Annotated in this window: 8 protein-coding genes and 1 pseudogene; 2 read left to right on the forward strand and 7 right to left on the reverse strand. The window is 49.0% G+C overall.

Going from position 1 to position 14,560, the window contains the following annotated elements:
• Window positions 1–80 precede the first annotated feature (80 nt).
• Together DX073_RS05340 and DX073_RS05345 are read right to left on the reverse strand one after the other, a co-directional pair.
• Window positions 81–1,178, reverse strand: a pseudogene (locus tag DX073_RS05340) (S-(hydroxymethyl)glutathione dehydrogenase/class III alcohol dehydrogenase).
• A 124-nt stretch (window positions 1,179–1,302) separates the two neighbouring features.
• Window positions 1,303–1,536: a hypothetical protein gene (locus DX073_RS05345; protein WP_115006224.1), complete on the reverse strand. Its 234-nt coding sequence runs from the start codon at window positions 1,534–1,536 to the stop codon at window positions 1,303–1,305.
• A gap of 228 nt (window positions 1,537–1,764) precedes the next feature.
• Between DX073_RS05345 and DX073_RS15030 the strand changes: the two genes are divergently transcribed.
• Window positions 1,765–1,833: a hypothetical protein gene (locus DX073_RS15030; RefSeq protein WP_404932922.1), complete on the forward strand. Its 69-nt coding sequence runs from the start codon at window positions 1,765–1,767 to the stop codon at window positions 1,831–1,833.
• 88 nt (window positions 1,834–1,921) lie between these two features.
• On the opposite strand, the gene DX073_RS05355 is transcribed toward DX073_RS15030, so the two are convergent.
• Both DX073_RS05355 and DX073_RS05360 read right to left on the reverse strand, forming a co-directional pair.
• Entirely contained in the window at window positions 1,922–3,409 is a 1,488-nt protein-coding gene (locus DX073_RS05355) for an aminoacyl-histidine dipeptidase (RefSeq protein ID WP_115006226.1), read from the reverse strand.
• Between the two features lie 50 nt (window positions 3,410–3,459).
• Window positions 3,460–5,265: an aminopeptidase P family protein gene (locus DX073_RS05360; protein ID WP_115006228.1), complete on the reverse strand. Its 1,806-nt coding sequence runs from the start codon at window positions 5,263–5,265 to the stop codon at window positions 3,460–3,462.
• A 97-nt stretch (window positions 5,266–5,362) separates the two neighbouring features.
• Here DX073_RS05360 and DX073_RS05365 point away from each other — a divergent pair, with 97 nt between their 5' ends.
• A complete protein-coding gene (locus DX073_RS05365; RefSeq protein WP_115006405.1) occupies window positions 5,363–6,559 on the forward strand; it encodes a sugar transporter in 1,197 nt (398 codons plus the stop codon).
• 82 nt (window positions 6,560–6,641) lie between these two features.
• Here DX073_RS05365 and DX073_RS05370 read toward each other — a convergent pair whose 3' ends face one another.
• The 3 genes from DX073_RS05370 to DX073_RS05380 form a co-directional block, all read right to left on the reverse strand.
• Window positions 6,642–7,628, reverse strand: a complete 987-nt coding sequence (locus tag DX073_RS05370; RefSeq protein ID WP_115006230.1) for a malate dehydrogenase — start codon at window positions 7,626–7,628, stop codon at window positions 6,642–6,644.
• A 635-nt stretch (window positions 7,629–8,263) separates the two neighbouring features.
• Entirely contained in the window at window positions 8,264–10,291 is a 2,028-nt protein-coding gene (locus DX073_RS05375; RefSeq protein ID WP_258556874.1) for a lytic transglycosylase domain-containing protein, read from the reverse strand.
• Window positions 10,292–10,667: 376 nt separating this feature from the next.
• Window positions 10,668–14,429: an AAA family ATPase gene (locus DX073_RS05380; protein WP_115006232.1), complete on the reverse strand. Its 3,762-nt coding sequence runs from the start codon at window positions 14,427–14,429 to the stop codon at window positions 10,668–10,670.
• Window positions 14,430–14,560: the final 131 nt, after the last annotated feature.

Here is a 14,560-nt window from a genome sequence, read left to right on the forward strand (position 1 = left end):
ATTTATTGGGTCAAATGGTCATAATTCAATATTAAAAACACCGCCCAAATTCCCATTCAGACGGTATTTTATTTTAAAAATCAATAATGAATCACGCTACGAATGGACTTACCCTCGTGCATCAAATCAAATGCCTTGTTAATCTCATCAAGGGGCATTGTGTGCGTAACAAAAGGCGACAGGCGAATTTTGCCAGCCATTGCGTCTTCCACCATTTGCGGTAATTGCGAGCGACCTTTGACACCACCAAATGCCGTACCTTTCCAAGTACGCCCTGTTACAAGCTGAAATGGGCGAGTGCTAATCTCTTGACCTGCCCCTGCCACGCCAATAATCACCGACTGCCCCCAGCCACGATGAGCCGACTCGAGAGCCTGTCGCATCACTTCCACATTGCCGATACATTCAAAAGTATGGTCTATGCCCATTTGGTCATTTCAATCAACACTTGCTGGATTGGTTTGTCAAAATCTTTGGGGTTTAGGCAATCGGTCGCCCCAAACTCTTTGGCAAGGGCAAATTTTTCGGGGTTGGTATCAATGGCAAAAATCCGCCCAGCGTTCGCCTGTTTTGCCCCTTGAATCACCGCCAAACCAATACCGCCCAAGCCAAACACCGCCACCGAGTCGCCTGCCTGCACTTTGGCGGTATTATGCACCGCCCCAATGCCTGTGGTTACGCCACAGCCAAGCAAGCAAACTTCCTCTGGATTGGCTTTGGGGTTGATTTTGGCAAGCGACACCTCCGCCACCACCGTGTATTCGCTAAAAGTGGAACAGCCCATATAGTGATAAATCGGCTCGCCATTATAAGAAAAACGGCTCGTGCCGTCTGGCATCACGCCTTGCCCTTGTGTCGCTCGCACCGATACGCACAGATTGCTTTTGTTAGATTGACAAAATTCGCACTCGCCACATTCTGCGGTGTAAAGCGGAATGACATGGTCGCCCACATTCACAGAAGTTACGCCTTCGCCCACTTCCACCACCACGCCTGCCCCTTCGTGTCCCAGCACCACAGGGAATAGCCCTTCAGGGTCAGCCCCTGATAGGGTAAAAGCGTCTGTATGGCACACGCCTGTGTGGGTAGACTTCGCCTTTTTTGGGGCGCTGCACATCAATTTCTACGATTTTTAAGGGCTGGTTGGGGGCAAATGCCACTGCGGCACGGGATTTGATGGTGTTCATTGTGGATACCTAATTATTGTTTGAAATGGCAAATATTATAAGGTGTTATAGATATTTTTGCTAATTGATAATTGTGATAGGTGGGTATTAAATTTTGTGATATTCTAAAAATACATTATTTTAATTTTAACCACTTATTTTTAATAAGTTCATTATCCTCCATATCCCCAAAAACAATCTCATTATCATCAATCATCGCCGTGATTTGATTACCCCCACGCATTAACCGTAATTCATTGCCGATCATTTGCCAATCGCCACCAAATCCTGTCAATATTGGCAAAGGCCGATCGCGGACATCTTTGGTATATTGCCAATTAAAAGTTTGATGATTTTTAAATTTATACAACGTTAAAATTTGGCTGTCATCTTGATAAACACGATAACGGCAAAATAGGCTATTTATAAAAAATTCTTTAAAGATACAGCTAACAAAATTGAATTTTACTACGAAAACCGTTTGTCACAAGCTTGCCTGCGGGTCGGTTTCCGTCATGGGCAGGCTTAGCTCACCACGAACGAAAAACCGTAGCACTTTTTCATTTTGTAGGGTGTACACCACTACAATCATGATAGAATAAAGAGAAAACTAAAAGGACTAAGTCCTGTGAAATACAGAAACTTCGTCCAATCAGGGTTAATCTAGCCTTGATACAACTTAGCCTTTTATCTTATGTCTAAGATTTGGGGTCGGTTCATTCCACTGCGGACGGTTTTTTAACTCAACCGCCTTCTCACGCTTTCACAGGCGAATTTTTTAAAATATCCGTCAAAAGTTGCCAATACACCGCCACGCTCGCCACGTCCACCGCTTCATCAGGCGAATGGGCGTTGATAATCGTGGGCCCCACAGAGACGATGTCCATGTTGGGATAATTTTTCTTAATCAGTCCGCATTCTAGCCCTGCATGAATGACCTTGATGGTCGGTTCATGCCCCAAAATGTCAGCATACAAACGGGCGGTTATGGGCGTAATGGCAGAGTTTGGGTCATAGTTCCACCCCACATAGTCGCCGTCAAATACCGCTTTTGCCCCCACCAAATCCGCCACGCTTTGCAAGGTGCTTATCACGCCTTGTTTGCCAACTTGGGTCAAGGAGCGGACAAGCAAGGTCGCCACCAGCTCGCCATTTGCCACGCCAAGCACCCCAAACGATAGCGAAGTCTCCACCACGTCAGCGATGTTGTCGCTGTATCGCACCACGCCAGACGGCAGTACATTGATGAGATTTATCACGGTTTGGCTGTTTTCTATGACGGTATCGGGTCGCTCGGAGTCTTCTATCGTGATAGACAGTTTGGGTTCTGCCGTGCCGATTTCGCTCTCTATGTCTTTGATGATATTAGATAAAGTCGCCAAAAACTGCTCTTTGCCCGCCCCATTCATCACAAGGGTTGCCACACTTTCTCGGGCAATGGCATTTCTTAGCGAACCGCCTTTGATGTCAGCGATTTTAAAGTCGCACGTCTGCGATAAAGTCGCCAACACTCGCCCCAACAGTTTAATGGCATTTGCTCGGTTTTTGTGAATGTCCACGCCCGAATGCCCACCCTTTAAGCCCTTGACAGTCAAACTTATCGCACTGTTATAGCCATTTTCCACATAACGCACAGGCAACGCCAAATCAGCATCCACACCCCCTGCACAGCCCACATAAATCTCGCCTATCTCTTCGGTGTCGGTATTGACCATGATTGGGGCGGTCAGCGTCCCCGCCTGCAAGCCTATCGCTCCCACCATGCCCGTCTCTTCGGTCATGGTCAGTAGCACTTCGATGTCAGGGTGAGCCACCGTCTCATCGCTTAGCACCGCCAAACAGCTCGCCATGCCAATGCCGTTATCCGCCCCCAACGTGGTGTCAGTCGCCTTTATCCATGCCTTATCATCGCTAAATCGCATGATGATGGGGTCTTTGGTAAAGTCGTGGCTCGTACTGGCGTTGGCTTGGGGTACCATGTCCAAATGGGCTTGCAGGGCAATGGGGGTGCGGTTTTCCATGCCGACTGTGGCAGGTTTTTTGATGATGACATTACCAATCTCATCACGCCACACGGTAAGCCTGTGAGAACTTGCCCATGAGACGATGTGGCTTGCTATCGCTTCTTCGTGATAAGACGGGTGTGGAATACTACAAATCTGGGCAAACCACCGCCACAGCTCGCTCGGGGCAAGGTCTTGGACGACAGATAGGTTGTGATTTAGGGCGTTTTGGTTTAACATAGGATTTTCCTTGTGGGTTGTTTAAAATTGGTATTTAATAGATAAAAAGCTCACACCGCCTGCGTCCGCTCAACAAGCCACGCTTTTGCCTGCCCGTCCACACGCCCGATAAGCTCATCATGAACAAGTTTGTGATAGTCGTTGAGCCAACGTTTTTCTTGCTTTGTCAAAAGATGTGGCAATATCAGACGGGTGTCAAATGGGCATAAGGTCAAATCTTCAAATTTTAAAAACTCACCAAACTCGCTTTGATGTGCCTTGACCGCCATGACCAGATTTTCAAGGCGTATGCCCCATTTGCCTTCACGGTATAGCCCCGGCTCGTTACTGGTTATCATGCCTTCACTCATGATACGTTCAGGCGTAACAGGGGCGGTGCGTGAGATGACCTGCGGGCCCTCATGGACGTTTAAAAAATAACCCACGCCATGCCCTGTCCCATGCCCATAGTCTAGCCCCTGTTGCCACAGTTGGTTGCGAGCCAATACATCTAATTGCATGGACGGTATGTCTTTGGGAAAATGGGCGGTCGCTAGGGCGATATGAGCCTTTAACACATAGGTAACATCACGCTTTTCATCATCGCTAATTTGCCCCACGCCTGCCATGCGAGTGATGTCAGTCGTGCCGTTTTTGTACTGAGCCCCTGAGTCAATGAGTAGCAAACCGTCTCCGTCCAAATACGAAAATCGCTCGTCTGTCGCCCGATAATGTACAATCGCCCCATTGCCACAAAATCCTGCAATCGTATCAAAACTTGCCGAAACGTGGTTGGGCTGGCGACTTCTGGCACGCTCCAACATCTCATCAATGTCAAGCTCGGACACACGCTCGCCTTGGGCAAGTTTGTCTTCTAGCTCGGCAAAAAACTCGCACAACGCCACACCATCTTGACGCATGGCTTCACGGATATGATTGATGTCATTGTCAGATTTTATGGCCTTTAACACGGTGGTAGGATTGACCGCTTTGATGAGTTTGGCGGTTTTTGGTAAATGGGTCAGCGTACCCACCGCCACTTTGGCAGGGTCAAACAGTAGGCTCTCTACATCACCCAAACGCTCCGCCACGCTGTCATAATGAGCCACGTCAATACCTGCCACGCTTAGGGCAGATTTGGCGGTGTCGGTGAGTTTGTCATCATGGACAAATAAAGTCGCCGTGTCTGGCGTGATAAGTAGGTGCGACAAAAACACAGGGTTAAAATTCACGTCCGCCCCACGCAAGTTGGTGAGCCACGCAATGTCGTCAAGGCTACTGATGAGGTGATGGCTCGCTCCTTTTTGGTTCATAACCTCACGCACTTGGGCAAGTTTTTGTTTGGCACTGGTGTCCACGAACGCTTCATCATGCACATCAATCGGAGCGTTGGGCAGGTTTGGGCGGCCTTGCCAAATCTGCCCCAAAATGTCAGCATCAATGACAAGCTCTATACCACGCTCGGCAAAGGCTTGGCTTAGACCATCAAACTCCGCCATAGACAACACCGCCCCGTCTATCGCCACTTTTGCCCCTTGGGGTAGGTTGTCCGCCAAAAACTGGGCATAAGTGGGACGAGAATGCTCCATTTTTTGTAGCTCAATGCCTGTGCCGTCAAGCTCAATGGGGGCTTGCACCCAATAACGGCTGTCCGTCCACACCCCTGCAAAATCCTCTGTGATAACCAACGTACCAACCGACCCTGTAAAGCCCGACAACCACGCCCGACCTTGCCAATACACAGGCAAATACTCGGACATGTGCGGGTCAGCAGACGGTATGATAAGGGCGGACAGCCCACGCTCGGCAAGTATCGCACGCACAGCAAGCACTCGGGCGTGGCGGACATCGGACGGGGTTTTGTGAAAGTCGGTCATAATTTTTCCTTGATGATAATACAAACGCCTATTTTACACCCAAGCCATTTTTGATACAACATTTTAGCATTTTATGTTAAAATACGCCTTTTTATCCATGACCCACATCCCCCAACACGACTTCTCTGCCCACGCCAACCGCATTCGCACCCTGCGTGTCGTCGCCCTAGCCCTATCCGCCTTTATCTTTAATACCACTGAGTTCATCCCTGTCGCCCTACTCTCTGACATCGGGGCAAGTTTTGGCATGCCTGCTCATGAAGTGGGCGTGATGATGACCGTGTATGCGTGGATTGTGGCTTGCTTATCCTTGCCTGCCATGCTCCTAACCGCCAAGATAGAACGCAAAAAACTGCTCATGGGCTTATTCATCATCTTTATCATCAGTCATATCATGACCGTGCTTGCCAGTAGCTTTGCCGTACTGCTCATCGCTCGGGCAGGAGTGGCACTGGCTCATGCGGTGTTTTGGTCTATCACGGCAAGCCTTGTTGTCCGTGTCGCCCCCAAAGGCAAACAAACCACCGCCCTAGGCATGCTCGCCACAGGCTCGGCATTGGCGACTGTGTTGGGATTACCGCTTGGGCGAATATTGGGGCAGTATCTGGGCTGGCGGACGACTTTTGGGGCGATTGGGGCGATTGCTTTTGTCGCCATGATGGTGCTGTGGTACATTTTGCCAAAACTGCCCAGTCGCAACGTGGGCGACTTATCAAGCTTGACACTTATCGCCAAAAACAAACCTCTTATCGCCGTCTATCTCATGATAGCCCTAGCTGTCACGGCACATTTTACCGCTTATAGTTACATTGAGCCGTTTGTGTTGCACATCAATGCATTTAGCCCAACCTATGCCACGGCGGTACTGCTTATCTTTGGCTTGGCAGGGATTGTGGCGAGCATGCTGTTTGGGCGGTATTATGAGCGTTTTGAGCAGGGATTTTTGTGGCTGGCGATGATTGGTGTGCTTGTCAGTCTCATGCTGATGATGATGTTGGCAGGTCATGTCATGCTGTGGACGGCATTAGCGGTGCTGTGGGGCGTGAGCATGACGGCTATTAGTCTGGTGCTACAACTTCGCACCCTAAAACTCGCGCCACAAGCCACGGATGTCGCCATGAGTCTGTTTTCGGGGATTTATAACATCGGTATCGGCGGAGGGGCGTTGCTTGGCGGTATGGTCATCGCTCATCAAGCCCTAGGGCTGACCATGATAGGCTACGTCGGGGCGGGCGTGATGTTACTGGCGGTATTGGTGCATGGGGTGAGTGTAAAAATGACACGTCATGCCTAGGACTTGTAAAGCCCCCACAAATCCTTTTCAAATAATAAAATACCCCCTATCGCACGATAAGGGGCATTTGTCTAACTGCTAATTATAGCAAATGTGCAATCGCATCACGCTCTTCGGTTAGCTCGTTTAGCGTAATATTGATACGCTCTTGGCTAAATTCATCAATCTCTAAGCCTTGAACGATTTTGTATTCGCCATTTTCGCAGGTTACAGGGAAACCAAACATCACGCCTTCTGGAATACCATAAGAGCCGTCCGATGGAATGCCCATGGTTACCCATTCGCCATTTGAGCCCAACGCCCAATCTCTCATGTGGTCAATGGCAGCGTTGGCAGCGGACGCCGCTGATGACAAACCACGGGCTTCGATGATTGCCGCACCACGTTTGCCGACTGTTGGCAGGAAGGTGTTGGCGTTCCATTCTTGGTCGTTAATCATGTCTTTGACGCTCTCGCCGTTAATGGTCGCAAAACGGTAGTCAGCGTACATGGTTGGGCTGTGGTTGCCCCATACGGTGAGCTTTTTGATATCTTTGACGGCTTTGCCAGTCTTTTTGGCGACTTGGGTCAAGGCACGGTTGTGGTCAAGGCGTAGCATGGCGGTGAAGTTCTTGGCGGGCAGGTCTGGGGCAGACTTCATGGCGATGTAAGCGTTGGTGTTGGCAGGGTTGCCGACTACCAAAACTTTGACATCACGGCTTGCCACGTCATTTAGGGCTTTGCCTTGTACGGTAAAGATTTTGGCGTTTTCTTGGAGTAGGTCGGCACGCTCCATGCCCGGTCCACGGGGACGAGCACCGACAAGCAGGGCATAATCTGCGTCTTTAAACGCCACATTTGGGTCGTCCGTGCCAATCACGTCATGCAGTAGTGGGAAAGCACAGTCATCAAGTTCCATGATAACGCCTTGTAGGGCTTGTTGGGCTTTTTCATTAGGGATTTCTAGAAGTTGCAAAATCACAGGCTGGTCTTTGCCAAGCATCTCACCGCTGGCAATACGGAACAATAGGCTATAACCAATCTGACCTGCGGCACCAGTTACCGCAACACGAACAGGCTGTTTGCTCATGACTTATCCTTAAAATAAAATTTGAAAATGGAAAAATTTTGCTCAATTTTGCCTTTTGAAACCCATTTCAAAAACTGCAAAATCGCCCTAGTGTAGCATATTTTTTGGGGTATTGGCAAAGGTTTTTTGGGGCAAATTACCGCCAATTAGCTTTTGTTAATTTACCATAAAAAACCCGTACATTGACGGGCTTGTGTGGACTAGCGGTATTGGTAGGCTAAGTCATAACCATTTTCACAGGCTTTGCTAAACCAGTATAAGAATGATGTTTTTGCATGAAAAATGGCTATCCGACCACTTAATTTAAAAAATTAAGTTATACCCAATAAACTTTAAAATTACTACAAACACAATGATTTGTGGATGTAGGGGCGTGCTGTGCACGCCTTGCACGGTAATGTCATCAAAAGGGTGTGCTCAGCACACCCCTACAAACCCGTGGTAAATATCAAGTTGGTTAGGTGTAAAACTCTTAAAATTTACCCAGTTAAGTGGTCGGATTGTGGCTCGAAGTCAAAAGCTTGTTTGATAGAAGACTCACAAAGTTCACTTTTTCCTTGAAAAACGGGCGATTCCCCTGCTTTTTTAAACAGGCATTTTTCATTGCAAATACAAAAGGCAGGCACGCCCTAGGCTTACCAAGACGGCGATACTGTTCCCATACGTTGGCTGATTGGGGTGTACCTGCCGAGTATCACGCCATAGATGGTGGCGTTTTCCATGACGCGCTTGACGTATTCACGAGTCTCTGAATAGGGAATGGCTTCCACATATTGGTCAGCACTGATGGTGCCATGCTTGGGCAGCCATTTGCGGGCGGGCGTTGTGCCTGCGTTATAAGCGGCGGTGGCAGGGGCGATTTGTCCGTTAAAATCACGGGTCTTATCCGACAGATACCATGTGCCATAGCGGATGTTGGTATCAGGGTCGCTTGAATTGCCACTACCGCCGATTTTACCAGCAATCATCTTGGCGGTGTTTGGCATGATTTGCATCAGCCCACCTGCCCCCACGCCCGAGCGAGCATTGGCGGCAAAACGGCTCTCTTGGCGAGTGATGCCATACGCCCACGCAGGGTCAATGCCTGCACTGCCTGCATGAGTCATAAAGCTGTGCTGATAAGGCATGGGGTGGCTAATCGCTGATGCTCTTAGGGGCGAGTTCTCCATGGCGTGAATGCTACGGCTATAAATCCCCATGTCGTGGGCTTTTTTGGCGGCGGCAAGCACGAGCTGATGGTCGCCTGCGTTTGTGGTGGTACGCACCGCCCAGTTCCACTCACGCTGAATATGCTCCATACTCGCCCCACTCTCCATGAGTTTAAAGGCACGAGCAAAATCAGGGTTTTGCATGATACGAGCGGTATCTCTGGCACTGATGTTTGGCATGCCGATACCGCCGATGTCATTGGCAGTTAGGGGCATGTTTAGCCTATCACGGGCAAGCAGACCATAGTAGTCTAGATTTTTGGTAAGATTTTGGTAAATCTGACGAGCCTGTCCGCCCTTGCCCGTCTGCTCATAGGCACGAGCCAGCCAATACTGCCAAACATTCTCGCCTGCCTTGGTCTTACTCATCGCACCGATGGCGTTAATCACGTCCGTCCATTGCCCAAAGTAGATACCTGCTTGGGCGTAGTCTTCGGCTTCTTCAAAGTTAAACGGCTCGCCTAGGCTGTTTCTAAACCAATGCACCGCCTCCACATTAAAGCCGTCATCGGTGTTCATGTTCATACGCTTGACGGCAATGCTCCGCCACGCATAGCGACGTGCCATATCCGAGAGCAGTTTTTGGGGTCGGGCGTTGTCTTGATTAATATCATAGTTAAGCTGAGTACTGGCTTCCCAATATGAACGATGAGCCAGTTGACTGATGGCATAGACATATAGGTATTGATTGGTTTCGCTAAACGGCATGGCGTGAAACCGACTAAAAAAGCCGTTGGGATTTGAGCGGATAGTCGCAAGCGTGCCATGGTCGATGGCCAGGTTAAGCTGACGGGCAAGGCTGATGATGTTCTCACGCTTATCAAGGGGTGGGTTGCGTGATGACAGCTGACGGGCGTCGATTCTCATCATGCGAATCAGTTGTTCATGGCGGTCGGTGCGACTGATGTGGCGGTTATTGCCCATTTCTAGGGCGAGCTTGTCACACAAAGACTGCCTGATTTGGGTGTTTAGCCAGACATTCTCTTTTTGCTCTAAGGCACGGGCGTCATTTGCTCCGTTATAACCTAGGGCGATGGCACATGCTTCGGACGCATCGGCATTACGAATGTTAGGAATAACCGCACGCACGCTGTGATAGTCGCCTTGACGTGCCTTTTCTTCGGCATAGTCCGCCACGAGTTTTTCGCTGATGACGTGATTGGGGTACTGCTGAACAAAGCTGTTGATGGTGCTGGGGTCGTGATAGGTGATGTCGTTGTTAAGTCGCCAATAGGTCGGGTACATGGCAAACAGCGAGCCTTGCATGCTCTGCTCATACTGATACATGGCGTTGGCATTGGACTTTTGGCGTTCGACTTCCATGAACTGATAGATACTGCCGTCTTGGCTATAATCTTTGGCATTGGCACATGCCACAAGCGATATACCCATGACAGATAGGGCAAGGGTGGATAAGGATAAAAAACGTCCAGATGAGCGGTGTTTGGTGTGCATGATGAGTTCCATGATTTGGGCGGTAAAAAGATGGGTTAGCTTATCAAACTAATTTTGCAACTCATTTAGCGGTTGTATAAAAGTTGTAAATTTGGCGGATATTTTTAATGGTACACCTAACACACCTGATATTTACCACAAGTTTTGTGGGGACTGGCTTTGAATACGTTTATAGGGCATTATTTTTACAAGGCGTGCTCAGCACGCCCCTACATCATTGAATTTGTAGTAATTTTAAAGTTTCTTGGCTATAAATAATTAACCTTGAAAATAAAAAAACACGGACAAGCAATGCCAACGATTTTTATTTTAAAAGTGCCCAAAATACACACCGAAATAACAAGCACCTCCGCACTTATCCAAACACCCTTTTTTATCATTCACGGGGTTCTAGATACTTCTCCGCTTCTTCTAAATTGACCGTCACCAAACTAGAAATACCCGCCGTAGGCATGGTAATGCCCTTTAACTCATGTGCCGCTTGCATGGCAAGTTTGTTATGACTGATAAAAATAAACTGCACGCTGTCTGACAACTCATGAATCAGACTCGTAAACCGCCCCACGTTCGCATCATCCAAGGGGGCATCGACTTCATCAAGCACACAAAACGGAGCAGGGTGCTGTTTGAAAATCGCAAAAATCAGACTTAGAGCGGTCAGCGTTTTCTCACCCCCTGACAGCACGGCAAGGCGTGAATTTTTCTTGCCTTTGGGCTGTGCCATTAGCACGAGTCCTGCCCGCCATTTGTCCGCCTTGGGCAAGCTCTCATCATCAATGAGTGTTAGACTTGCCTGCCCACCGCCAAACACTTTGGCAAATAACGCATTCATCTCATCATTGACCGCTTTTAACATGCCCAAAAACAGCTGTTTGGTCTTGTCATCAATGGCACGAATGGCGTCTTGGAGTTTTTTCATGCTGTCTGTGATGTCTGCCACCTGCTCATCTAGGGGCGAGACTCGCTCTTCTAACTCGGCAAGCTCTGCTGCCGCCGCCAGATTGACCGCCCCTAGCTTCTCAATGTCCACCTTAATCTGCTCAATGCGAGAGCTGTTATCGGCAAATACAGGCGTACTCGCCCGAAAGTCCGCCAACGTGGACGGCAGGTTAAACTGCTCATTCATGCCAAGCATCTGCTCGCCCAAATCCGCCAAACGGCTCTCCCCCACCGCCACATCGGCATGAGCATTGGCAATGCTCGCCTGTGCAGCAGCGAACTTAGCATGGGCATCGGTCAGATTCTCTTGTAGCCTGCCCTGCATGATGACCAGCGTTTTTGCCACCGCTTCATGCTCTTCGCTTTGTACTTTTAGCTCGGCGGTCTCGGCTTTTGCTTGCTTAAAGGCATCTTCTAACACAGGCAGTCGCTCACTCATCGCCATGCTCTGGGCGATAAGCTCCTTGGTCTCGATGTCCGCCTTTGCCACGTTCTCATGCGATAACTCCAACAGCCTTGTGGCGTGGACTTTGTTTTGGGTGAGTGTGGTCTGTTTGAGTGTCAGCTCCTGTCTGTCTTGGGTCATCTGCCTGAGCTTGCCTGACAGCTCATCCACGCTTACCGACAGCACACTTAGGGTGTTTTGGGCAACTTGCAATACGGGCAAATGCTCATCTAGTGCCGTCATGCTACGCCCAATCTCATCATCCATGAGTCTAAGCTCGCCATCTAGCTCGGAGAGTTCATCGCTAAGGCTTATCTTTTGGCTGTTAAAATTCTCCCATATCAGCTTATCTTGGCTTATTTGATGTTCTAGTTTGACCAGTTTTGCCTTGCTCTCGTGTAGGCTGTGGGTTAGCTCGCTGTGCTTGGCATGGCGTTCTTCTTGTGCCACTCTTAGGACATCCAGCTCGCTCATCATCGCCTTTAACGACCGCTGTTTGTCATCTAACTCACTCTCTATCTGCCCCAGTCTCTCTTCTAGCTCATCTAAGCGTTTGGCGTGTTCGGCTCGCTCGCTAAGCACGCCCTGTCCCTGTCCGCTCTGCCCCAAAGCAGAGACATGCACGAGCCCAAAAGAACCAATAACCCATCCTGTCTTTGTCAAAATCAGCATGCCTTGGGCAAGCTCATCCGCCCATGCCGTGACCAGTTTATCAAACCCCTTTTCATCAAGCGTTTGAGTATCCATATCTAGCAAATACACGCCCTGCCACAGTGCCAGTGTGGGCGATTTTATCAAGGCAGTGAGCGGAATGAGTTTATCACTACTTTGCCTAAAATTAGGTGCGGTATAAAGCACCATGCTCGGCAAGCGTTCATGAGCAGACAGCCCCGAAGTCTCGCCTTTGTGCTTGGCTTTTTTGCCGTCTTTTTTCTTATCCTTTTTATCATCATGGCTGTGCTTACCACCGTCCATGGCTGTGGGCAGATGATTGATGAGTGGTAACAAAGAAAAATCACGCTCACCATCTAGCACCCGAGCATCTAGCCAAAAGCCCAAAAATTTATCCAGCACATCGGTATATTTTTCGCCATCACGGGTCAGCTTAATGCTGTCTTTTAATGAGTCCAGTTGGGGCAGAGCGATACCATCCACACGGCTTTTGGTGTCAACCCCACTGTTGCCTGCATTATCATTATTTACATGGTCATCATGGGGGAACGGGGCATGTTTGGGTTTATGCACCAGTTTGTGTAGGGTGTCATACTCGCCCATCATGGACGCATGGCGTTTTTCTAGTGCAGACAGCTCATCTTGTAATGCTTTGACCTGCCGACTTTTTTCATCAAACACCTGCCTGCCGTCGTCATCGGACAGCTCATCTATGGCAAGATTTAGCGTGGCGATGTGGCTCGTCAGCGACTTTATTTCATCTTGTTCTTTGTCGTGGTTTTGCTCTTTGTTCTCGTGCTTATTGATGAGTTCTTGGTATTTTTTGGTGACTCGCTCGTGACTCATGAGTAGGCGGTTTTTTTGTGCTGTCGCCAGTTTGTGCGTGTTTTCTAGGTCGCTCTTTTTTTGGGTAAGCTCGCCCACTTGCTGTTTGGCGGTGTTAAACGCCCCTTGGACTTGGGTCAGCTCATCTTGTAAGGCGGTCAGTTTTAACGCCCCCTCGGTTACATCAGGGCTGATTTGCCCAAGCTCCTTGTCAATCTCATCAATGCTTTGTTGGTTCTCCACAATGCTCGCCTCTGACTGGGCTTTGAGCTCGGTTAGGCGGGCGATTTTGTCTTCACAACTGGCAATCTCTTGGTTTAGGCTATAATAGTTATGCTCTGCTGTCTGCTCTTTCATGCGGGCGTTATGGTAGTTGTCCCGTGCGTCATCTTTGAGCCAGTTTGCCTCGGCAAGTTTGGCTGAGTGGACGTCCAGCTCTTTTTTGGCTTTACCCACCGCTTGTTCTAGCTCGTGCAGGATTTGGGCGGATTTGTCTTTGTCTTGTTTTTTGGTTTCTAGGTATTGCCACGCCTCAAAAATGCGTTTTAATAAGTCGTTTTTGTTCAGCTCAAACAACTCATCATTTAGGGCTTGGTATTTTTTGGCGGACTCGGCTTGACGGATGAGTGTTTTGTGCTGTTTTTTAAGCTCGCCTTGCAAGTCATTAAGTCGTGCCAGATTATCCTTGGTTTCATTTAACTGTTTTTCGGTCTCGGCTCGGCGTGCCTGATAGCGTGACACACCAGCCGCCTCTTCGATGAACTCACGCAGTTGCATGGGGCTAGACTCAACAATCCGCCCTATCATGCCCTGCTCAATCACCGCATAACTTCTCGCCCCAAGCCCCGTTCCCAAAAACACGTCCACCACATCACGGCGACGTACCTTTTGCCCATTGATGTAATAATCAGACTTGCCCTCCTTGGTCACTTGACGGCGTAGGGTCAGCTCATGGTATAGGTTTAGAGCATGGCGAATGCCTGTACTCTCATCTTGGGTATGCTCAAAGGTCAGCTCCACGCTCGCCAAGCTCTTGCCTGCTCGTCCCTCCACCCCTGCAAAAATGACATCGCTCATCGCCCCGCCCCGAAGCTGTTTGGCACTCGTCTCGCCCAACACCCAGCGTATGGCATCAATCACGTTGGACTTGCCACAGCCGTTTGGCCCAACAATGGCGGTAATGTCGTGCTTAAAGGTAAAAGTCGTGGGATTGGCAAAGGATTTAAAGCCTGATAGTTTTAGGGATTTTAGACGCATGATGATTGGGATTGGGTGTGGTAAAGGGGTGTATTTTAGCAAAAATTTATAGATATGAAAAACTTAATTTATTGATTTGGCTTGTTTTAAAAAATAAAAATCATCAAAAATCCCCTGGAAAATTTGTGTAT

This window comes from Moraxella lacunata (assembly GCF_900453205.1).
In the GTDB taxonomy this organism is placed as follows: domain Bacteria; phylum Pseudomonadota; class Gammaproteobacteria; order Pseudomonadales; family Moraxellaceae; genus Moraxella; species Moraxella lacunata_B.

Excerpts from the sequence above, each read along its gene's own strand:
- DX073_RS05360 (WP_115006228.1), bottom strand. The coding sequence starts at position 5,265 with ATGACCGACTTTCACAAAACCCCGTCCGATGTCCGCCACGCCCGAGTG.
- DX073_RS05370 (WP_115006230.1), bottom strand. The coding sequence starts at position 7,628 with ATGAGCAAACAGCCTGTTCGTGTTGCGGTAACTGGTGCCGCAGGTCAG.
- DX073_RS05365 (WP_115006405.1), top strand. The coding sequence starts at position 5,363 with ATGACCCACATCCCCCAACACGACTTCTCTGCCCACGCCAACCGCATT.
- DX073_RS05375 (WP_258556874.1), bottom strand. The coding sequence starts at position 10,291 with ATGCACACCAAACACCGCTCATCTGGACGTTTTTTATCCTTATCCACC.
- DX073_RS05355 (WP_115006226.1), bottom strand. The coding sequence starts at position 3,409 with ATGTTAAACCAAAACGCCCTAAATCACAACCTATCTGTCGTCCAAGAC.
- DX073_RS05380 (WP_115006232.1), bottom strand. The coding sequence starts at position 14,429 with ATGCGTCTAAAATCCCTAAAACTATCAGGCTTTAAATCCTTTGCCAAT.